General features: G+C 69.5%; 15 protein-coding genes. 8 read left to right on the top strand and 7 right to left on the bottom strand.

The annotated features are described in order from the left end of the window. Positions 1-384: 384 nt before the first annotated feature. Together OG226_RS38395 and metH are read right to left on the bottom strand one after the other, a co-directional pair. A complete protein-coding gene (locus OG226_RS38395; RefSeq protein ID WP_328684367.1) occupies positions 385-1,080 on the bottom strand; it encodes an HAD family hydrolase in 696 nt (231 codons plus the stop codon). Between the two features lie 149 nt (positions 1,081-1,229). After that, on the bottom strand, positions 1,230-4,745 hold the full coding sequence (metH, locus tag OG226_RS38390) for a methionine synthase (RefSeq protein WP_329351467.1): 3,516 nt from the start codon (positions 4,743-4,745) through the stop codon (positions 1,230-1,232). Positions 4,746-5,128: 383 nt separating this feature from the next. Between metH and OG226_RS38385 the strand changes: the two genes are divergently transcribed. The 5 genes from OG226_RS38385 (at position 5,129) to OG226_RS38365 (ending at position 10,956) form a co-directional block, all read left to right on the top strand. Then, the gene (locus tag OG226_RS38385; RefSeq protein ID WP_329351465.1) at positions 5,129-5,902 is read left to right on the top strand and encodes an IclR family transcriptional regulator; all 774 of its coding nucleotides are present in this window, start codon (positions 5,129-5,131) and stop codon (positions 5,900-5,902) included. Between the two features lie 378 nt (positions 5,903-6,280). Beyond that, positions 6,281-7,060 carry an MIP/aquaporin family protein gene (locus OG226_RS38380; RefSeq protein WP_328684364.1) on the top strand — a complete coding sequence of 260 codons (780 nt, stop codon included), beginning with the start codon at positions 6,281-6,283 and terminating at the stop codon, positions 7,058-7,060. A gap of 83 nt (positions 7,061-7,143) precedes the next feature. After that, positions 7,144-8,682 (top strand): glycerol kinase GlpK, encoded by a 1,539-nt coding sequence (gene glpK, locus OG226_RS38375; protein ID WP_328684363.1) that lies wholly within the window; start codon positions 7,144-7,146, stop codon positions 8,680-8,682. 9 nt (positions 8,683-8,691) lie between these two features. After that, positions 8,692-10,308, top strand: coding sequence for a glycerol-3-phosphate dehydrogenase/oxidase (locus tag OG226_RS38370; protein WP_328684362.1), 1,617 nt, complete (start codon positions 8,692-8,694; stop codon positions 10,306-10,308). An 87-nt stretch (positions 10,309-10,395) separates the two neighbouring features. After that, complete coding sequence (locus OG226_RS38365; RefSeq protein WP_328684361.1) at positions 10,396-10,956, top strand: SMI1/KNR4 family protein; 561 nt, start codon at positions 10,396-10,398, stop codon at positions 10,954-10,956. 6 nt (positions 10,957-10,962) lie between these two features. On the opposite strand, the gene mtnK is transcribed toward OG226_RS38365, so the two are convergent. The 4 genes from mtnK to OG226_RS38345 are packed head-to-tail and all read right to left on the bottom strand — an operon-like array spanning position 10,963 to position 15,846. Beyond that, entirely contained in the window at positions 10,963-12,123 is a 1,161-nt protein-coding gene (gene mtnK, locus OG226_RS38360; protein WP_329351463.1) for an S-methyl-5-thioribose kinase, read from the bottom strand. Between the two features lie 22 nt (positions 12,124-12,145). Beyond that, entirely contained in the window at positions 12,146-13,192 is a 1,047-nt protein-coding gene (locus tag OG226_RS38355) for an ABC transporter permease (RefSeq protein WP_328684359.1), read from the bottom strand. A 25-nt stretch (positions 13,193-13,217) separates the two neighbouring features. Continuing rightward, positions 13,218-14,762 (bottom strand): sugar ABC transporter ATP-binding protein, encoded by a 1,545-nt coding sequence (locus OG226_RS38350; protein WP_329351462.1) that lies wholly within the window; start codon positions 14,760-14,762, stop codon positions 13,218-13,220. Continuing rightward, complete coding sequence (locus tag OG226_RS38345; RefSeq protein ID WP_329351460.1) at positions 14,749-15,846, bottom strand: substrate-binding domain-containing protein; 1,098 nt, start codon at positions 15,844-15,846, stop codon at positions 14,749-14,751. Before OG226_RS38345 ends, OG226_RS38350 begins: the two co-directional genes overlap by 14 nt. 571 nt (positions 15,847-16,417) lie before the next feature. Here OG226_RS38345 and OG226_RS38340 point away from each other — a divergent pair. From OG226_RS38340 to mtnB, 3 genes are read left to right on the top strand one after another with little or no spacing between them, the layout of a single operon-like run. Next, positions 16,418-17,017 carry a 1,2-dihydroxy-3-keto-5-methylthiopentene dioxygenase gene (locus OG226_RS38340; protein ID WP_327405262.1) on the top strand — a complete coding sequence of 200 codons (600 nt, stop codon included), beginning with the start codon at positions 16,418-16,420 and terminating at the stop codon, positions 17,015-17,017. After that, complete coding sequence (gene mtnC / locus OG226_RS38335; RefSeq protein ID WP_329351457.1) at positions 17,014-17,739, top strand: acireductone synthase; 726 nt, start codon at positions 17,014-17,016, stop codon at positions 17,737-17,739. Before OG226_RS38340 ends, mtnC begins: the two co-directional genes overlap by 4 nt. Continuing rightward, positions 17,736-18,344 (top strand): methylthioribulose 1-phosphate dehydratase, encoded by a 609-nt coding sequence (mtnB, locus tag OG226_RS38330; RefSeq protein WP_329351455.1) that lies wholly within the window; start codon positions 17,736-17,738, stop codon positions 18,342-18,344. The genes mtnC and mtnB overlap by 4 nt, the downstream gene beginning before the upstream one ends. Before the next feature lie 106 nt (positions 18,345-18,450). On the opposite strand, the gene mtnA is transcribed toward mtnB, so the two are convergent. Further along, on the bottom strand, positions 18,451-19,491 hold the full coding sequence (mtnA, locus tag OG226_RS38325) for an S-methyl-5-thioribose-1-phosphate isomerase (protein ID WP_329351453.1): 1,041 nt from the start codon (positions 19,489-19,491) through the stop codon (positions 18,451-18,453). Between the last annotated feature and the right edge of the window lie 278 nt (positions 19,492-19,769).

Raw genomic sequence — 19,769 nt, 5'->3', positions numbered from 1 at the left:
GCATGGGGTGGTGATGCCGATCACGGGGATAAGGGCGATGTTCTCGCGTTGAGGTTAGTCCGGACCCGCACGGGGGTTCACGGTCACCGTAGTTGAGTTCCCATCACGCTGCGGAACCGGCTGTGGACAGACCGAAAACCCGCCGAGGGAAGGATTAGTGCAGGCTTTCACCAATCGGGACACAAGGGTGCGTGATCGGCCTCAGAAATGGGGTGAACAGCACAGGGCGACGACGATGTCGACCCCCCTGCACGTGGGGAACCTCACATGCTTCAACTCAGTTGGAGAGCACCGGAATTCGGCCGGTCGACCGCGTCCGAATTCTTTTCCCATTGATCCCATTGGACTTTGCACGCTCGGTGAACGGCTGTCGCATTTCCGTCATCAGGCGGCCATCAGCCCGCGAAGAAATGCCAGGTCGACGACTTCCAGGGAGGTCACGACGGTGCGCCGGTCGGCCGGGGCGATGGGTGCCACGGACGGCACGGCCACCACCAGGCAGCCCGCCGCCTCCGCCGCCGCGACACCGGTCGCGGTGTCCTCCACGACGGCACAGCGGGCCGGGTCGACGCCGAGTCCGGCGGCGGCGAGCAGATACGGGTCGGGGTACGGCTTGGTGCGCGCGACCTCGTCGCCCGCGACCGTCAGTGCGAAGTGCTGGGGGCCGAGCGCGGTCAGGACCCGGTCGATGATGCGCCGGTGCGAGGCGGAGACCAGGGCCGTCGGGATCTCGTACTCCGCCAGCTCGGCCAGGAGTCTGGCGGCGCCCGGCATCAGCGGCAGGCTCCGCCCGATGCGGTCCTCGAAGCCCGCGTTGAGCAGGACGGACAGCTCGGCGAGGGTGATGTCGGCGCCGGTGGCCTCGATCAGGAAGCCGGCGCTGCGGGTCATGGGGCCGCCGACCACGACATGCCGCCAGGAGTCGTCGAGGGTGTGTCCGAGGGCGGCGAAGACCTCGACCTCGACCTCCCACCAGAAGCCCTCGGTGTCCACCAGGGTGCCGTCCATGTCGAGGAGTACGGCCTGCAGGGCTGAGCCTTCGGCCGTACGGGTTCCGAGCGCGGGGACCGTGCTGGTCATCCTGGCGCACCTCCTTGAGGGACGATCAGGCCGGCCGCCCCTGATACCAACAAGGGCGACCGGCCTGCGGTGGACCGACCAGTGTACGACTTATCCGATCAGTGTGCTCATCCGTTCCGTGCGCACACCCGATCGGCGCACTCGTCCGCTCAGCGCGCGTTGAAGTACTTCGCCTCCGGGTGGTGGATGACGATCGCGTCCGTGGACTGCTCCGGGTGCAGCTGGAACTCCTCCGAGAGGTGGACGCCGATGCGCTCCGGCTCCAGCAGGGCGGCGATCTTCGCGCGGTCCTCCAGGTCGGGGCAGGCGCCGTAGCCGAGGGAGAAGCGGGCGCCGCGGTACTTGAGGGCGAACATGTCCTCGACGTCGGCGGGGTCCTCGCCGGCGAAGCCGAGTTCGGAGCGCACGCGCGCGTGCCAGTACTCGGCGAGTGCCTCGGCCAACTGGACGGACAGGCCGTGCAGTTCGAGGTAGTCGCGGTAGGCGTTCGCCTCGAAGAGCTTCGCGCTCTCCTCGCCGATGCGGTTGCCCATGGTGACGATCTGGAAGCCGACGACGTCGGTCTCGCCGGACTCCTCCGGGCGGAAGAAGTCGGCCAGGCAGAGACGGCGGCCACGGCGCTGGCGCGGGAAGGTGAAGCGGGTGCGCTCGTTGCCCTGGTCGTCCAGGACGATCAGGTCGTCGTCCTTGGACACGCAGGGGAAGTAGCCGTAGACGACGGCCGCTTCGAGGAGGTTGTCGGTCTGGAGCTTGTCCAGGAGGCCGCGCAGGCGGGGGCGGCCCTCGGTCTCGACGAGTTCCTCGTACGTGGGTCCGTCGCCGGCGCGGGCCTGCTTGAGGCCCCACTGGCCCTTGAAGAGGGCGCCCTCGTCGAGCCAGGACGCGTACTCCTTGAGCTGGATGCCCTTGATGACCCGGGTGCCGCGGAACGGCGTCTCGGGGATCGGGTTGTCGACGGCGACGTCGGAGCGGACGTGGCCCTCCTCGGGGCGCTCCTCGACCTCCACGGCCGCGCTCGCCCTGACCCGGCGCTGCTTCAGCTCGGGCAGCTTCGCGCCGGGCACGCCCCGCTTGACGCCGATCAGGGCGTCCATCAGGCGCAGACCCTCGAACGCGTCGCGGGCGTACCGGACCTCGCCCTCGTAGATCTCGTGCAGGTCCTGCTCGACGTACGCCCGGGTCAGCGCGGCGCCGCCCAGGATGACCGGGTAGTCGGCGGCCATCTTGCGCTGGTTGAGCTCCTGGAGGTTCTCCTTCATGATCACCGTGGACTTGACCAGGAGGCCCGACATGCCGATGACGTCGGCGCGGTGCTCCTCGGCGGCTTCCAGGATCGCGGAGACCGGCTGCTTGATGCCGAGGTTGACGACGTTGTAGCCGTTGTTGGACAGGATGATGTCGACGAGGTTCTTGCCGATGTCGTGGACGTCGCCGCGCACGGTGGCGAGCACGATGGTGCCCTTGCCCTCGGCGTCCGACTTCTCCATGTGCGGTTCGAGATAGGCGACCGCGGTCTTCATGACCTCGGCGGACTGGAGCACGAACGGCAGCTGCATCTGGCCGGAGCCGAACAGCTCGCCGACGACCTTCATGCCGTCCAGGAGCGTCGCGTTGACGATGTCCAGGGCGGGGCGGGTCTGCAACGCCTCGGCGAGGTCGGCCTCCAGGCCGTTCTTCTCGCCGTCGATGATCCGCCGCTTGAGGCGCTCGTCCAGCGGGAGGGCGGCCAACTCCTCGGCACGGCCCGCCGTCCGGGACTTCGTGGTGGCGCCCTCGAACAGGGCCATCAGCTTCTGGAGCGGGTCGTAGCCCTCGCGGCGGCGGTCGTAGACCAGGTCGAGGGCCGTCTGCACCTCCTCCTCGGTGAACCGGGCGATCGGGAGGATCTTCGAGGCGTGCACGATCGCCGAGTCGAGGCCCGCCTTGACGCATTCGTCGAGGAAGACGGAGTTGAGCAGGACGCGGGCGGCCGGGTTGAGGCCGAAGGAGATGTTGGAGAGGCCCAGCGTGGTCTGGACGTCGGGGTGGCGGCTCTTGAGGCGGCGGATCGCCTCGATGGTGGCGATGCCGTCGCCGCGGGACTCCTCCTGGCCGGTGCAGATGGTGAAGGTCAGGGTGTCGATGAGGATGTCCGACTCGTGGATGCCCCAGTTGCCGGTCAGGTCGTCGATCAGCCGCTCGGCGATGGCGACCTTGTGCTCCGGGGTGCGGGCCTGGCCCTCCTCGTCGATGGTCAGGGCGATGAGGGCGGCGCCGTGTTCCTGCGCCAGCCCGGTGACCTTCGCGAAGCGGGACTCGGGGCCGTCGCCGTCCTCGTAGTTGACGGAGTTGATGACCGCGCGGCCACCGATCTTCTCCAACCCGGCCCGGATGACCGGGACTTCGGTGGAGTCCAGGACGATCGGGAGCGTGGAGGCGGTGGCGAAGCGGCCGGCCAGTTCCTCCATGTCGGCGACGCCGTCGCGGCCTACGTAGTCCACGCAGAGGTCCAGCATGTGGGCGCCCTCGCGGATCTGGTCGCGGGCCATCTCCACGCAGTCGTCCCAGCGGCCGTCCAGCATGGCATCGCGGAACTTCTTCGAGCCGTTGGCGTTGGTGCGCTCGCCGATCGCCATGTAGGCGGTGTCCTGGCGGAACGGGACCGTCTGGTAGAGGGAGGCGGCGCCGGGCTCGGGCTGGGGGTGGCGCTCGGTCGGCGAGGCCTCACGGACCCGCTCGACGAGCCGGCGCAGGTGCTCGGGGGTCGTACCGCAGCAGCCGCCGACCAGGTTCAGGCCGTAGTCGCGGACGAAGTGCTCCTGCGCCTCGGCCAGGCCGTCGGGGTCGAGCGGGAAGTGGGCGCCGTCCTTGGTGAGGATGGGCAGGCCCGCGTTCGGCATGCAGAGCAGCGGGGTGCGCGAGTGGCGGGCGAGGTAGCGCAGGTGCTCGCTCATCTCGGCCGGGCCCGTCGAGCAGTTCAGGCCGATCATATCGATGCCGAGAGGCTCAAGGGCGGTGAGGGCGGCGCCGATCTCGGAGCCCAGGAGCATGGTGCCGGTGGTCTCGAAGGCCATCGAGACCAGGAGGGGTACGTCGACGCCGGTCGCCTCCATCGCGCGCTTGGCGCCCAGGATCGACGACTTGGTCTGGAGGAGGTCCTGGGTGGTCTCCACGATCAGGGCGTCTGCGCCGCCGGCGAGCAGGCCCTCGGCGTTGGCCTGGAAGCCGTCGCGGAGGGTGCCGTAGGCGATGTGGCCGAGGGTGGGCAGCTTGGTGCCGGGGCCGATGGAGCCGAGGACCCAGCGCTGGCGGCCGTCGCGGGCGGTGAAGTCGTCGGCGGTCTCGCGGGCGATGCGGGCGCCGGCCTCGGAGAGTTCGTGGACGCGCTCGGGGATGTCGTACTCGGCCATCGCGGAGTGGTTCGCGCCGAAGGTGTTCGTCTCGACGCAGTCCACGCCGACGCCGAAGTACTCCTCGTGGACCGAGCGGACGATGTCCGGGCGGGTGACGTTCAGAATCTCGTTGCAGCCCTCAAGGTCCTCGAAGTCCTCAAGGGTGGGGTCCTGCGCCTGGAGCATGGTGCCCATGGCTCCGTCGGCGACCACCACGCGGGTGGCGAGTGCCTCTCGGAGCGCGGACACACGGGTCCGGCTGTCGGCAGAAGGGGTCAGTGGCGACGAGGCCATGAAGGGGCTCCCTGGAGTGCGACGGCTGTCGGCTTTGCGGCTTCCCTGGGAACCTCTCACGGAACTCCCCGGGGAGCGTGCACGTCGCCAGGGTAACGGGGTCGGGCCGAGGGATGCTCGAAGCGTCCATGGGGCGGACCGGAGCGACGGGAAGGGGGACCGGGGCGACAGAAGGCCGACGGGGGTGACCGGGGTGGGCGATCGAGGTGACGGGCGGGTCAACGCCGTCTAGGTTCTCGCGACAAGTGACGCAAGCAGGAGACGTGACCGGAATCGGCCGACCATTAGCGAGAGGTCGGCATGGACCGGTAGTGTTCGACATTGCCGAACGGCGGCAGCGACGTCGCGCGTTGACGGTCGAACGGGACGGAGGCAGTACGGCGATGGCACGGAACATCCAGTCGCTCGAACGGGCGGCCGCGATGCTGCGCCTGCTCGCGGGCGGCGAGCGACGGCTCGGCCTCTCGGACATCGCCTCGTCGCTCGGTCTCGCCAAGGGCACGGCCCACGGCATCCTGCGCACCCTCCAGCAGGAGGGCTTCGTCGAGCAGGACGACGCCTCCGGGCGCTATCAGCTCGGCGCCGAACTGCTGCGCCTGGGCACCACCTACCTCGACGTCCACGAACTACGGGCCCGCGCCCTGGTGTGGACGGACGACCTGGCCCGCTCCAGCGGCGAGAGCGTGCACCTGGGGGTGCTGCATCAGCACGGCGTCCTGATCGTGCACCACGTCTTCCGCCCCGACGACAGCCGTCAGGTCCTGGAGATCGGGGCCATGCAGCCGCTGCACTCCACGGCCCTGGGCAAGGTCCTGTCGGCCTACGACCCGGTCGCGCACAGCGAGGTCCTGGAGGCCGACCGCAAGCCCTTCACCGAGCGCACGGTGTCCGAGCTGGCCGACTTCGAGCACGTCCTGGACGTCACGCGCGCGCGTGGGTACGCGGCCGACGTCGAGGAGACCTGGGAGGGCGTCGCGTCCATCGCCGCCCCCATCCACGACCGGCGGCGCATGCCGGTCGGCGCGGTCGGCATCACGGGCGCCGTGGAGCGGCTGTGCCGGCCCGACGAGGACGGCGCGCTGCGCCCCGAGCTGATCGCCGCGGTACGGGACTGCGCCCGCGCGGTGTCCCGGGATCTCGGCGCCGGGCGGTTCTGAGCTCAACGGATTCACAGCGGGATCTCACCGGGACGCCATGCGGACGTTCCGGTATCAGTCGTACTCTGAAGACAAAGTCGGCCAAAACGCCAAATCAGCACACACCGTGTCCGCCTGACTGCCGTCCGCTTCGGCCGCGAGATCGATAGCCCACGGCAATCAATAACGATCGCGTTTTCGATAACAGCACTCTTGACGCGGCTGTAACACCGGAGCAAGACTCCCGTCCATCGGTCGGCATTGCCGAACACTTATCGGCAATAAGCGTTAGAGTGTGGCAACGCCAACGGCCGGCATCGCTCTCACCCCCGAGGGCGCACGAACCCCCGGCGGGACCCGGGGTTCGGCTTCCCTGGACGAAGGACAAAGGAGTCGCGGGTGTCCAGCTCCGACATCTTCATCGGCGAGACCATAGGTACCGCCGTACTCATCCTGCTGGGCGGTGGCGTCTGCGCCGCCGTCACGCTGAAGGCCTCCAAGGCCCGTGCCGCCGGCTGGCTCGCCATCGCCTTCGGGTGGGGTTTCGCCGTCATGACGGCCGTCTACATCTCGGGCCCGCTCTCCGGGGCCCACCTCAACCCGGCCGTGACCCTCGCCCTGGCGATCGAGAACGGCGGATGGAAGAACGTCCCGATCTACTGGGCCGGGCAGCTGCTCGGCGCCATGATCGGCGCGACGCTCGTCTGGGTCGCCTACTACGGCCAGTTCCAGGCCCACCTCACCGACAAGGAGATCGTCGGCGAGCCGGTGGCCAAGGCCGTCGAGGCCGAGGAGAAGGGCGCGGGCCCGGTCCTGGGCATCTTCTCCACGGGTCCGGAGATCCGGAACGTCTGGCAGAACCTCGCCACGGAGATCATCGGCACCGTCGTGCTGCTCCTCGCCGTCCTCACCGAGGGCCTCAACGACAAGGGCAACGGCCTGGGCGTCCTCGGCGGTCTGATCACCGCGTTCGTCGTGGTCGCGATCGGTCTGTCACTGGGTGGCCCGACCGGTTACGCGATCAACCCGGCCCGTGACCTCGGTCCGCGCATCGTGCACGCTCTGCTCCCCCTGCCCAACAAGGGCGGCTCCGACTGGAGCTACGCCTGGATCCCGGTGGTCGGTCCGCTGATCGGCGGCGCGATCGCCGCAGGCCTCTACCACGTCGCTTTTGCTTAGAACCGGATGAGAACCGGAACTCCGAGCACTGAAGCAGCAGTAGAACCAGTCCTCACGACCACGGAACCCCTCAGGAGCACACAGTGACCGACGCGCACACCGCCGGACCGTTCATCGCGGCCATCGACCAGGGCACGACCTCCAGCCGTTGCATCGTCTTCGACCGGGACGGCCGTATCGTCTCCGTCGACCAGAAGGAGCACGAGCAGATCTTCCCGAAGCCGGGCTGGGTCGAGCACAACGCCACCGAGATCTGGACCAACGTCGAGGAGGTCGTCGCCTCCGCCATCGAGAAGGCCGGGATCACCCGCGACGACATCAAGGCCATCGGCATCACCAACCAGCGCGAGACGACTCTCCTCTGGGACAAGAACACCGGTGAGCCCGTCCACAACGCCATCGTCTGGCAGGACACCCGCACCGACGCGCTCTGCAAGGAGCTGGGGCGCAACGTCGGCCAGGACCGCTTCCGCCGCGAGACGGGTCTCCCCCTCGCGTCGTACTTCGCGGGACCCAAGGCCCGCTGGCTGCTCGACAACGTCGAGGGCCTGCGGGAGCGCGCCGAGGCGGGCGACATCCTCTTCGGCACCATGGACAGCTGGGTCATCTGGAACCTGACGGGCGGTGTGAACGGCGGCAAGCACTACACCGACGTCACCAACGCCTCCCGCACCATGCTGATGAACCTGCACTCCCTGGAGTGGGACGAGAAGATCGCCGAGTCCATCGGCGTCCCGATGAACATGCTCCCGGAGATCCGCTCCTCCGCCGAGGTCTACGGCGAGGTCACCGGCGGCCGTCTCGGCGAGCTGCTCGGCGGCATCCCGGTCGCCTCCGCGCTCGGCGACCAGCAGGCGGCCCTGTTCGGCCAGACCTGTTTCGCCGAGGGCGAGGCCAAGTCCACGTACGGCACCGGCACCTTCATGCTGATGAACACCGGCGAGAAGATCATCAACTCCTACTCGGGCCTGCTGACCACGGTCGGCTACCGGATCGGCAACGACGCGCCGGTCTACGCCCTGGAGGGTTCGATCGCCGTCACCGGTTCGCTGGTGCAGTGGATGCGCGACCAGATGGGCCTCATCTCCACCGCCGCCGAGATCGAGACGCTCGCGCTCTCGGTCGAGGACAACGGCGGCGCCTACTTCGTGCCGGCGTTCTCCGGTCTGTTCGCCCCGTACTGGCGCTCCGACGCCCGCGGTGTGATCGCCGGTCTCACCCGGTACGTCACCAAGGCGCACCTCGCGCGTGCCGTCCTGGAGGCCACCGCCTGGCAGACCCGTGAGATCACGGACGCCATGACGAAGGACTCCGGTGTCGAGCTGACCGCGCTCAAGGTCGACGGCGGCATGACCTCCAACAACCTGCTGATGCAGACGCTCTCGGACTTCGTCGACGCCCCCGTGGTGCGCCCGATGGTCGCCGAGACCACCTGCCTCGGCGCCGCCTACGCCGCCGGTCTCGCCGTCGGCTTCTGGAACAGCACCGACGACCTGCGTGCCAACTGGCGCCGGGCCGCCGAGTGGACCCCCAACATGGCCGCGGAGAAGCGCGACCGTGAGTACAAGAGCTGGCTCAAGGCCGTGGAGCGGACCATGGGCTGGCTCGACGACGAGGAGTAAGAACCCCACATGACCAGTCAGTCCACCCTGCAGTCCGTGCCTGCCCTCGGTACGCACCCGGCCTCCGGCTCGAACCCGAGCCGGGCCGAGACCCGGGAGCAGCTCTCCAAGGCGACGTACGACCTCCTCGTCATCGGCGGCGGCATCCTGGGCATCTCCACCGCCTGGCACGCCGCGCAGTCCGGGCTGCGGGTGGCCCTGGTCGACGCCGGCGACTTCGCCGGTGCCACCTCCTCCGCCTCCTCCAAGCTCCTCCACGGCGGTCTGCGCTATCTGCAGACCGGCGCGGTGAAGCTGGTGGCGGAGAACCACTTCGAACGCCGTGCGGTGTCCCGCCAGGTGGCTCCCCACCTGGCGAACCCGCTCACGTTCTACCTCCCCGTGTACAAGGGCGGTCCGCACGGTGCGGCGAAGCTCGGGGCGGGCGTCTTCGCCTACTCCGCGCTCTCCGCGTTCGGCGACGGCGTCGGCCACCTCCTGTCCCCCGCCAAGGCGGCGCAGGACGTGCCGGAGCTGCGCACCGAGAACCTCAAGGCCGTGGCCGTGTACGGCGACGACCAGATGAACGACGCCCGTATGGCCCTGATGACGGTCCGCGCGGCCGTCGAGGCGGGCGCGGTCGTCCTCAACCACGCCGAGGTCACCGGCCTGCGCTTCACCCAGGGCCGGGTGACCGGGGCAGAGCTGCGCGACACCACCTCCGGCGACGAGTTCGGGGTGAGCGCCCGGCTGGTGCTCAACGCGACCGGCCCGTGGGTCGACCACCTGCGCAAGATGGAGGACCCGAACGCGGCGCCGTCCATCCGCCTCTCCAAGGGCGCGCACCTGGTCCTGAAGCGCACCTCCCCCTGGAAGGCCGCACTCGCCACCCCCATCGACAAGTACCGCATCACCTTCGCCCTCCCCTGGGAGGACATGCTGCTGCTCGGCACGACCGACGAGGAGTTCGAGGGCGACCCCGCGGACGTCTCGGTCACCGAGAAGGACATATCCCAGATCCTGGACGAGGCCGCGTTCTCGGTCCGCGACCAGCAGCTCTCCCGTGACCTGATCACGTACTCCTTCGCCGGTCTCCGCGTCCTGCCCGGCGGCCCCGGCAGCACCGCGAAGGCCAAGCGCGAGACGGTGGTGACCGAGGGCAGGGGCGGCATGCTGTCCGTCGCGGGCGGCAAGTGGACGACGTTCCGGCACATCGGCCGCACGGTCATGCAGAAGCTGGAGGCCCTCCCCGGCCACCCGCTGGGCGAGGACTTCGAGCCGATCTCCTCGCTCCCGAAGAAGCTCCCGCTGCCGGGCGTCGCCAACCCGCGCGCGGTCGCCCACCGCCTCCTGGTCGACAACCCGGCGCCGGGCCCGCGCATGGCGGCCGACACGGCGAAGCACCTGGCCACGCACTACGGCTCCCTGGCCTTCGACATCGCCCGACTCGCCAACGAGAACCCCGAGTTGGGCCGGCGCGTCCACCCCGACGCCCCCGAGATCTGGGCCCAGGTCGTCTACGCCCGCGACCACGAATGGGCCGAGACCCAGGACGACGTCCTCCGCCGCCGCACGACCCTGACGATCCGCGGCCTGGCCACGGACGAGGTACGGAGCAAGGTCCAGGACCTGCTCGACAAGAAGTAGGCGCTACGGCGTGACAGGGGCGGTTCCCGGGCGGGAGCCGCCCCTTTGGCGTGCCCGGTTGTCGGTGCCGGGTGTTTTCATGAGCGTATGAACAACGATCAGGCCTCCGCCGATGAACTCGCCGCGCTGCGGGCGGCGTTCGGTGTGGACGACGGCGGGGAGTCGGCGCTCGGCTGGGACGCGGTGCGCGCGTTCGAGGCGGAGCACGGGGTGGTGCTGCCGGAGCCGTACCGGACGTTCGTGGCGGAGATGTCGGACGGGTCCTTCCAAGGGCCGCCGGAGTACGGGCTGGTGGGGCTGGCCGAGTTGCCGGACGACTGGGGCGACGGCAAGGAGGACCGGGACCCGGGCAAGCCGTTCCCGCTCGCCGCGGGGTGGTTGTGGGAGGAGGACGACGGGCCCTACGAGGACCCCGACGCGGTCGTCGAGCAGGTCCTCAACCACGGCTCGATCGTGCTCGGGACCGACGGCTGCGCGATGAACTGGCACCTGGTCGTCACCGGCCCCCAGCGGGGGCACGTCTGGCACATCACCGATGTGGGCGCCATGCCGTTCGGCGCGGAGTTCGGGTTCACGACCTCCGCGCCGGGGTTCGCCGGCTGGGTGGCGCACTGGGCGGCCGGCAAGGAGTGGTTCGACGCGGAGTGACGCCCCTCAGACGAGCGCCCTGATGTGCTCCGATGACGCCAACTCCTCGCGCCGCACGATCAGTTCACGCCCCAGCAGCAGCGCCCGCCGGGACGCGGGCACCGGATCCGGCAGCGTCGTCAGGTCGGTCAGGTGGGCGAAGCCGATGATCCGGCGGACGATCTCCGTGCCGGCGTAGCCGACCGAGTCGGTCCAGACGCGGGAGAGGAAGCGGTCGAGGTAGGCGTCGTCGAAGAAGGTGTCGACGCGGGTCGGCCAGAGGCGGCGGAACTCGGTCTCGAACGCCTGCCAGGAGAGGGCGAGTTGGTCGGCGTGGTCGGTCGACGTGCCCAGTTCGCGGGCGCGTTGCTCCGACACCAGGACATTGGCCCAGTACAGGCCGAGGTCGTAGCCGATCGGGCCGACGAAGGAGAACTCGGGGTCGAAGACCCGCACCACCGGGGCGCCTTCGCGTTCGCCGACCATGACGCTGCCGGTGTGCAGGTCTCCGTGGAGGAGGGCCTGCGCGCTGGTCATGAAGGTGTAGCGGAGGTCGGCGACCTCCGTGCGCAGGCGGGCGTCGGTGCGGAAGGCGGCGGCCAGGTCCGTCAACTCCGGGAGCCAGTGGTTGTGTTCGTGCTCGATGTACGGCTCGGACAACACCACGTCCTCGGTGATCTTGCACAGCTCCGGACTCACCGAGGTCGCGATCAACGCCTTGCGCTCGGCCGACGGCATACCGAAGTCGCTGGTGGCGAAGGCGAGTTGGGCGACGAACTCGCCGATCCGCGCCGAGGTGTCCGGGCCGTAGGGCGCGCCCTCGTTGAGGACCGTGCGCAGGACCTCCAGGTCGGACATGTCCTCCATGACGAGGGCGTAGTTGTCGGCGTCGTAGCCGAGGATCGCCGGGATCTTGTCGGGGGCGACCCGCGCGACCTGCTCGTAGGCCCGGGCCTCCGCGTCGGCGCGCTCGGGGCTCATCGGCCAGGAGGGTCCGGCGACCCGCACCCAGGGCAGCGCCTGCTTGACGGCGAGGCTGCGGGTGCCGTCGGCGCTGGAGGCGAGGAACACCCGGTTCATGTTGCCGTCGGAGACCTCGCGGACGTGGATGTCGGTCACGTCGTCCCAGTGGCCGCGCTCGTGCAGGTAGCCGGGGATGTCGTCGGTCTCCAGGATGCGGTAGCCCATCGTACGAACTCCTCGAACTTCCTTATGCGGTGCGGCGCTTGGACAGGGTGAAGCTGAAGACCAGGGCGAGGATGAGGACCGCGCCCTCGACGACGTCCTGGGTGTAGTACGGCAGGCCCTTGATGGTCAGGCCGGTGGTGATGATGCCGATCAGCACCGCGCCGAGGGCCGTGCCCCAGACGTTCGGGCGGCCCCGGCCGAGGACCGAGGTGCCGACGAGGGCTACCGCCACCGCCTCCAGCAGCTGCGACGTACCGGCGGACACGTCGCCCTGGCCGATCCGGGACGCCAGGATCAGGCCGCCGATGGAGGCGAGGACGCCGGAGAGGACGTAGGCGAGGGCCCGGTACGCGCCGACGCGGATGCCCGCGAGGCGGGAGGCCTCGGGGTTGGCGCCGATGGCGTACAGGACGCGGCCCCAGCGGGTGCGGGCCAGGAAGACCCAGGCGATGACCGTCAGCGCGCCGAAGATCAGCACGGAGATGGGGATGCCGAGCATCGTGCCGCGGTCGATGCGCAGGAAGCCGTCGGTGAACCTGCCGGGCGCGGTGCTGCCGTCGGACTGGGTCATGCCGGCGGAGATGGACTGGCCGTCGACCAGGATGAGTTTGGTGCCCTGGATGACGAACATGGTGCCGAGGGTGGCCAGCATGTCGGGGATCTTCATGACGACGATCAGCAGGGCGTTGAGGAGTCCGGCGAGCGCGCCCGCCGCGATCACGGCGAGGATCGCGACCGTGCCGACCTGGTTGTACGTCACCATCGTCTTCGCGGCGACGGTGACCCCGAGCCCGGCGACCGCGCCGACGGACATGTCCATTCCGCCGACGGCCATGGTGACGGTGACGCCGAGGCCGAGGATCGCGGCTACGGAGACGTACCGGAGGGTGTCGAGCATGGTCGCCGACTCGCGGAAGGAGCCCTCGCTGAGCGCGAAGTACAGGAAGAGCGCGACCGTCACGAAGATGAACCCGTACTTGATGACGGCGTTCTGGACGAGCACGGCGGTGGGGACGGCGGGCGGGGCCAGTGCCTTCGGCGCGGCTTCGGAGCTCTGGGTGGTGGTCATCGGGTGCTTCCTGAAGGGGCCGGCATCACACGGACGCCGAGATGGTCTGGATCACGCGGTCGCGTTCCGCGTCTTCGCCGTACGCGTCGAGGTGGATCTCGCCGGCCGCCAGCACGACGACCCGGTCGGCGATCTCCAGCACCTCGTCCACATCCGCGGAGAGGACCAGCACAGCCGCGCCCTCGGCGGCCAGCGCACGCGCCCTGCGACCGATGTCGCGCCGGGCGCCGATGTCCACACCTCGGAACGGTTCGTCCAGGATGAGGACGCGGGGGGTCTCGGCGAGCCAGCGGCCGACGACGACCTTCTGCTGGTTGCCGCCGGAGAGTTCCTCCACCGTGCTGTGTTCGTCTCGGGCGACGACACCGAGGGCGTCGATGGTCGCGCGGCCCAGGGCGTCCTCCCTCGCCGTGTTCACCAACCCCGCCCGGGACAGGGACTTGAGGAACGGCAGCGAGATGTTCTGGGCCACCGACCAGCCGGGGACCAGCGCGTCGGCGTGCCGGTCCTCGGGGACGAGGTGGACGCCGGCGCGGATGGCGTCGGACGGGCGGCGGGGCGCATAGGGCTTGCCGTCGAGTTCGACCTTGCCGGTGGGGAAGGGCTCGGCGCCGAACAGGCCCCGGGCCAGTTCCGTCTTGCCCGCGCCCAACAGGCCTACGACACCGGTGACTTCACCGGCACGCAGGTCCAGGTCCAGGGGGGCGCGCCCCTCGAAGAGGTGGACGCCGTGCAGGGCGAGGACGACGTCGCCGTGCTCGCCACCGCGCTGCGGGCGGGCGCTCGTCGCCTCGTGGGCCTGGGCCAGCATCGCGCGCAGCGCGCTGTCCCAGTCGAAGGGCTTGACCTGGTCGTCGGTGAGACCGCCGTCCCGTAGGACGACCAGACGGTCGGCGAGCGCGTCGATCTCGCCGAGGCGGTGGGAGACGTAGAGGACCGCGATGCCGTCGTCGCGCATCTTCTCGACTAGGGCGAAGAGCCGCTCCGCCTCGGCGGCGGAGAGCGCGGAGGTCGGCTCGTCGAGGATGAGCAGCCGGGGGCGAGTGGCAAGGGCGCGAGCCAGGATGAGCAACTGGCGGTCGGAGATGCCCAGTTCAGTGACGTCCCGGCGCAACAGGGCGTCGCTCCAGTCCAGTTCGAGACCGGCCTGGATCTCGCGGGCCCGGGCCAGCACGCGGCGGCCGTTCAGGAACGGGTTGCCGCGCTTCTGCGCCAGCTCCTCGAAGACCAGGTTCTCGGCGACCGTGAGGCCGGGCACGATGCCCTCGCCGATCCGCTGGTGGACCGTCTGGATGCCCAACTGTCGGGCGGCAAGCGGCGATTGGAGAGCTGCGGGCTCCCCTGCGACCCGTACCTCCCCGCCGTGGTCCGTGTGCACGCCCGACAGGATCTTGATCAGCGTGGACTTGCCCGCGCCGTTCGCGCCGAGCAGCGCGACCACGCTGCCCGGTGCGATGTCGAGCGAGACGGACTCCAGCACCGTCTTTCCGCCGAAGGCCATGCTGACGTCGCGCAGGCTGACCGCGGCGTCGCCGGCCCTCTCCTCAACCGCCTTGTCAGTGGGCGACATTGGGGATCCAGTCCGCCGTGCTCACCTTGGAGAGGTTCAGGGCGGGCAGGGCCGCGCGCAGCTGGTCCATGTTCGCGATCTTGTTCTTGCGCAGGAAGTCCTGGGTGATGGCGACGGCCGGGAAGTCGACGGAGGTCTTGTTCAACTGGCCCGCCAGCTCCAGGGCCGCCGTACGGACGACGGCCGCGCCGACCGCCGACGGGTCGGTGCCTGCCGTGGCGACCCACGGGCTGCCCGCGGCGGTCATGTTCTGGATGTCGGCGTTGGAGACGTCCGCGCCGAAGACCTTCACCTTGCTCTGCAGCTTCTTGTTCTGCACGGCGAGGACGGTGCCCTTGGCCAGCTCGTCGTAGGGGGCGAACACGCCCGCCACGTCGGAGTGTTGGGTCAGCGCGGCGGAGACCAGCGGAACATTGTCCGTGGCCGTGGAGTCGGTGACCTTGCCGACCTTGAACTGCTGCTTCCAGCCGTTGGCGTCGACCGCGGTCTTCCAGACGGAGTTGCGCTTGTCGAGGGCCGCGTAGCCGGCCACGTTGACGTAGCCGACCTTGGCGTTCTTGCCGACCGTCTCGGCCATCACGTCGAGGACGGCCTTCGCCATGCTGGCGTCGTCCTGCTCGGTGCTGATCACGGACTTGTTGGTCTGGTCGACGTCGTAGACGACGACCTTGATGCCCTTCTTCACGGCCTGGTCGATCTCGGGCTGGATCGTCGAGGGGAAGCCGTGGTCGACGATGATCGCCTGCGCGCCGGAGTTGATCGCCGAGGACAGGTCGGTGGCCTGCTTGGCGTTGTCGGCCTGGGCGTCGTACACCGTCAGGTCGATGCCGAGGGCCTTGGCCTGCGCCTTCGCGCCGTTGCCCCACTGCTCGAAGTAGTCGCCGGCACCGCTCTGCCGCACCAGCGCCACCTTGACCGTGCCCTTGCTGAAGGGGGCCGGCTTCTTGCCCGTGGCGGCCGAGGCCGAGGCCGCGGTGTCGTCACTGCTCTTCGAGGCGTCCGTGGACTGCGAGCAGCCCGCCAGCAGAAGGGCGGAGACGGAGGCCAGCGAGAGCGCGGCGAGAGGGACGCGGGTACGGGACATGAGGGGCTCCTGGTGCGGGGTGCTGCCGAGATGAGAGAAGAACGGAGTGCTCACCCGGAGCAGGGGCGAAAACGCGCCATCGCACCAAGGGGTGCGCCACCGCACGAGCGGTGGGACAGGCGGCGGACGGCCCGCGATGCGGGGCACGCCGGTGGCTCCGGATGTGGTCAGCGACAGCGGGCTGTGGTCGACCGGAGCAAGTCCACGTACAGCCGCCGCACGAGCAGCAGCGTCTTCATAAGGAGATCATGAGAATGTTTTCGGCCATTGGTCAAAGGTGTGGAAGCGGTTTCTCAAAGAGTGAGACAACGACTACGTCACACCGGGTCCGTTCACCGACGCCGGTTACCATCACGGAACCGGCTCCCGACCCGGCACAGTGAGGCCCCGATGAAGACACTCCGCGCGACGACGCACCCCATGAGCTGCACGTGGTGCTGTCCCGGCGCACGGTGTCCGGGCTGACCGACTGTCCGCCGCCGTCGCTCCGCCGCCCCTTCTTCGCCTCCCCCACCCGTCCGGCGCTCGTCCCAGCATCCGGACATCCCTCCCACCTTTCGGAGTTGTTCCCATGACGCTGCTCACCACCTGGGCCGAGTCCGGCCCCGAGACCCTCGTGCGCCGTACCGCCGACCCCGTCGAGATCGCCGCCGCGCTCGCCCCGATCGGCGTGCGTTTCGAGCAGTGGCCGATCCGCGAGGACGTCCCGGCCGACGCCGACAGCGACACCGTCTTCGCCGCCTACGGCCCGGAGATCGACAAACTCAACGCCGAAGAGGGCTTCACCACCGTCGACGTCCTGGGCCTGCACCCCAGCGACGACCCGGAGTACCCGGCGAAGGCGGCGGGCGCCCGCGCGAAGTTCCTCCAGGAGCACACGCACGACGACGATGACGAGGTCCGCTTCTTCGTCTCCGGCTCGGGCATCTTCTACCTGCACGTCAACGGCGAAGTGAACGCCGTCTACTGCGAGAAGGGCGACCTGATCGGCGTCCCGCGCGGCACCACCCACTGGTTCGACATGGGCACCGAGCCCGCCTTCACCGCGATCCGCTTCTTCCACGAGGAGGACGGCTGGGTCGGCAACTTCACCGGCTCGACCATCGCCTCGCGCTTCCCCGACTACGACACGATCCACGCGGGCTTCCAGCAGGACAAGGCCGCCGCGTGACCTTGCGGTTCGCCGTGGACGCCGTGGTGCTCGACATCGAGGGCACCACGAGCGCCACGGGTTTCGTCGTCGACGTGCTCTACCCGTACTCCCGCTCACGCTTCGCCGCGCTGCTCGCCGAGCGGAGCGACGATCCGGCGGTGGCCCGGGCGATCGCCCAGGTCCGCGAGCTGACGGGCGACCCGCACGCCGACGCCGTACAGATCGAGAAGACCCTCAACACCTGGCTCGACGAGGACCGCAAGGTCACACCCCTGAAGACCCTCCAGGGCATCATCTGGTCCGAGGGCTTCGCCCGCGGCGACCTCGTCTCGCACTTCTACGACGACGTCGTACCGGCCCTGCGCGCCTGGCACTCGGCGGGTCTGCGGCTGTACGTCTACTCGTCCGGCTCGGTGGCCGCGCAGCGCGCGTGGTTCACGTCGAGCCCGGAGGGCGACCTCCTGCCGCTGGTCTCCGGTCTCTACGACACGGAGAACGCCGGCCCCAAGCAGGAGCCGGAGTCGTACCGCCGTATCGCCGAGGCGACCGGCGTCGAGCCGTCCCGGCTGCTCTTCCTCTCCGACCGGCCGGGCGAGCTGGACGCGGCCGTGACCGCGGGCTGGCACGCGGTCGGTGTACGGCGGCCCGGGGAACCGTATTTCGAGCAAGGAGTCGGCGACCACGCGCAGGCGGGGGCGTTCGACGAGATCGGCATCACCAGTTCAAGGAGCACCACGTGACCAGCGACATCAGTGACCTCGACCTGAAGGAGGCGGGGGCTCAACTCGCCACCGAATCCGCCCGGTTCGCCTCGTTCGGCTGGATGCGGGGGACCTCCGGCAATTTGTCCGTGGTGGTGGGCCGGGATCCGCTGCGGCTGGCGGTGACGGCTAGCGGGCACGACAAGGGTGAACTGACGGCGGACGATGTGGTGCTGGTGGACGCCGATGGTGCGGCCGTCCGGGGTGGCAAGCCGTCTGCCGAGGCCGAACTCCACGCCCGTGTCGCCGCGTTGACCGGTGCGGGTGCGGTCGTCCATGTGCACACCGTTGCGTCCGTTGCCATGGGGCGGCGTGAACCGGGCGGGATCGTGTTCAAGGATGTCGAGATGCTCAAGGGTGTTGGGCAGCCTGCGCATGATGTCGAGGTGACCTTGCCTGTCATCGTCAACAGCCAGGACATGAAGGTGCTTGGGGATCGGCTGGAGGCGGCTCGGGATCCTCGGATGCCGGCCGTTGTTGTCGCCGGGCATGGGTTGTATGTGTGGGGGGCGGATCCGCGTCAGGCCCGGCATCACACCGAAGTGGTGGAGTGGTTGCTGGAGTTGGAACTGACGCAGGGTTGAGCGTTGTAGTCACAGTGCGGGCCGGTGGGGGCTGGTCGCGCCCCGCGGCGGAGCCGCAAATCGACACAGCCCCGCGCCCCTCAAAGACAGAGGCGCGGGCGCTTGCCTACTTCAAGTGGTCGACCGGGAGTTCGCCCGCCGACACTTCCAACACGCCCCGCTCCGTGACCAGTCCGGTCACCAGGCGGCCCGGTGTCACGTCGAAGGCGGGATTGTGGCCCCGCGACTCGGCCGGAGCCGTCCGCACTCCCGACCACTCCAACACCTCGGCCTCGCCGCGGAGTTCGATGTGGATCTCGTTGCCTGTCTTGGTGGAGAGGTCGACCGTGGTCGTCGGGGCCGCTATCAGGAACGGGATGCCGGCGTCGGCGCAGGCCAGGGCGACGCCGACCGTGCCTACCTTGTTCGCGGTGTCGCCGTTGGCCGCGATGCGGTCGGCGCCGACGATGGCCGCGTCCACCTCGCCGCGCAGGATCGTGCCGGCTGCGGCGCCGTCGGCCTGGACGTAGTGCGGGATGCCCTCCTGGACCAACTCCCAGGCGGTCAGGCGTGATCCCTGGAGCAGGGGGCGCGTCTCGTCGGCGTAGACGACCTCCAGCCGTCCCCGCGCGTGGAGTTCGCGGATGACGCCGAGCGCGGTGCCCCAGCCGGCCGTGGCCAGCGCGCCGGTGTTGCAGTGCGTGAGGATGCGCAACGGCCTTTCCACGCCTGCCTGTTGGAGCCTTTCGAGCAGCCAGTCCGCGCCGAAGGCGCCCATCGCGCGGTTGGCGGCGACGTCCTCGCGCTGGACGGCGGCGGCCTCTTCCAGCACCGCGTCGAGGCCCTCGTCGAAGCGGGTCATGACCCGGTCCACGCACACCATGAGGTTGACCGCGGTCGGGCGGGCCTCGCGGACGCGGGCGACGGCCTCGCGCGTCTCGGCCTCGGTCCAGCCCTTGCGCTCGCCCTCGATGAGCGCGATCGCGACGCCGTACGCGCCGGCCGCTCCGATCGCGGGTGCGCCGCGCACCACGAGGCGCTGGATCGCGTCGACCAACGTGTCCACATCGTGGACAGTCATCGTCTCGTTGCGGTGCGGAAGGAGGGTCTGGTCGATGAGCGCGAGACCGGTTCCGGTCCAGTCGACCGCGCGCAGTTCCTGGGGCATAACGGGACACTCCTGCCGTTCCGATGGTGTCGGACACCGTACATGACCTGGAAGAACCACAGTTCGAGACAGTCGAGCGGGTGTCTCAAAACGAATGTTAAAGTCCAGCACCCGCAGCCCGAATGCCGAGCCGAAGGAGGACGTGTGCTGCTGACCATGCGCCGTTTCCTCGATCACGGCCGCTGCGCGAGCGACTGCTGTCGACGCTGACCTGTCCCTCTCGCGTCCACCCCTCGTCTCCTCCCGTCTCACCATCTGGTCGCACGCGCTCCCGCCGG

This window comes from Streptomyces sp. NBC_01261 (genome assembly GCF_036226385.1).
Lineage (GTDB): Bacteria > Actinomycetota > Actinomycetes > Streptomycetales > Streptomycetaceae > Streptomyces.
Note: the sequence above shows the minus strand (reverse complement) of the source record. Positions and strands in the feature narration are given on the sequence as shown.

What these genes read in the sequence shown, in the direction of transcription:
- OG226_RS38345 (WP_329351460.1), bottom strand. Translation starts at nt 15,846, where the DNA reads ATGTCCCGTACCCGCGTCCCTCTCGCCGCGCTCTCGCTGGCCTCCGTC.
- OG226_RS38395 (WP_328684367.1), bottom strand. Translation starts at nt 1,080, where the DNA reads ATGACCAGCACGGTCCCCGCGCTCGGAACCCGTACGGCCGAAGGCTCA.
- OG226_RS38350 (WP_329351462.1), bottom strand. Translation starts at nt 14,762, where the DNA reads ATGTCGCCCACTGACAAGGCGGTTGAGGAGAGGGCCGGCGACGCCGCG.
- OG226_RS38385 (WP_329351465.1), top strand. Translation starts at nt 5,129, where the DNA reads ATGGCACGGAACATCCAGTCGCTCGAACGGGCGGCCGCGATGCTGCGC.
- mtnA (WP_329351453.1), bottom strand. Translation starts at nt 19,491, where the DNA reads ATGCCCCAGGAACTGCGCGCGGTCGACTGGACCGGAACCGGTCTCGCG.
- OG226_RS38365 (WP_328684361.1), top strand. Translation starts at nt 10,396, where the DNA reads ATGAACAACGATCAGGCCTCCGCCGATGAACTCGCCGCGCTGCGGGCG.
- OG226_RS38340 (WP_327405262.1), top strand. Translation starts at nt 16,418, where the DNA reads ATGACGCTGCTCACCACCTGGGCCGAGTCCGGCCCCGAGACCCTCGTG.
- OG226_RS38355 (WP_328684359.1), bottom strand. Translation starts at nt 13,192, where the DNA reads ATGACCACCACCCAGAGCTCCGAAGCCGCGCCGAAGGCACTGGCCCCG.
- OG226_RS38370 (WP_328684362.1), top strand. Translation starts at nt 8,692, where the DNA reads ATGACCAGTCAGTCCACCCTGCAGTCCGTGCCTGCCCTCGGTACGCAC.
- metH (WP_329351467.1), bottom strand. Translation starts at nt 4,745, where the DNA reads ATGGCCTCGTCGCCACTGACCCCTTCTGCCGACAGCCGGACCCGTGTG.
- mtnK (WP_329351463.1), bottom strand. Translation starts at nt 12,123, where the DNA reads ATGGGCTACCGCATCCTGGAGACCGACGACATCCCCGGCTACCTGCAC.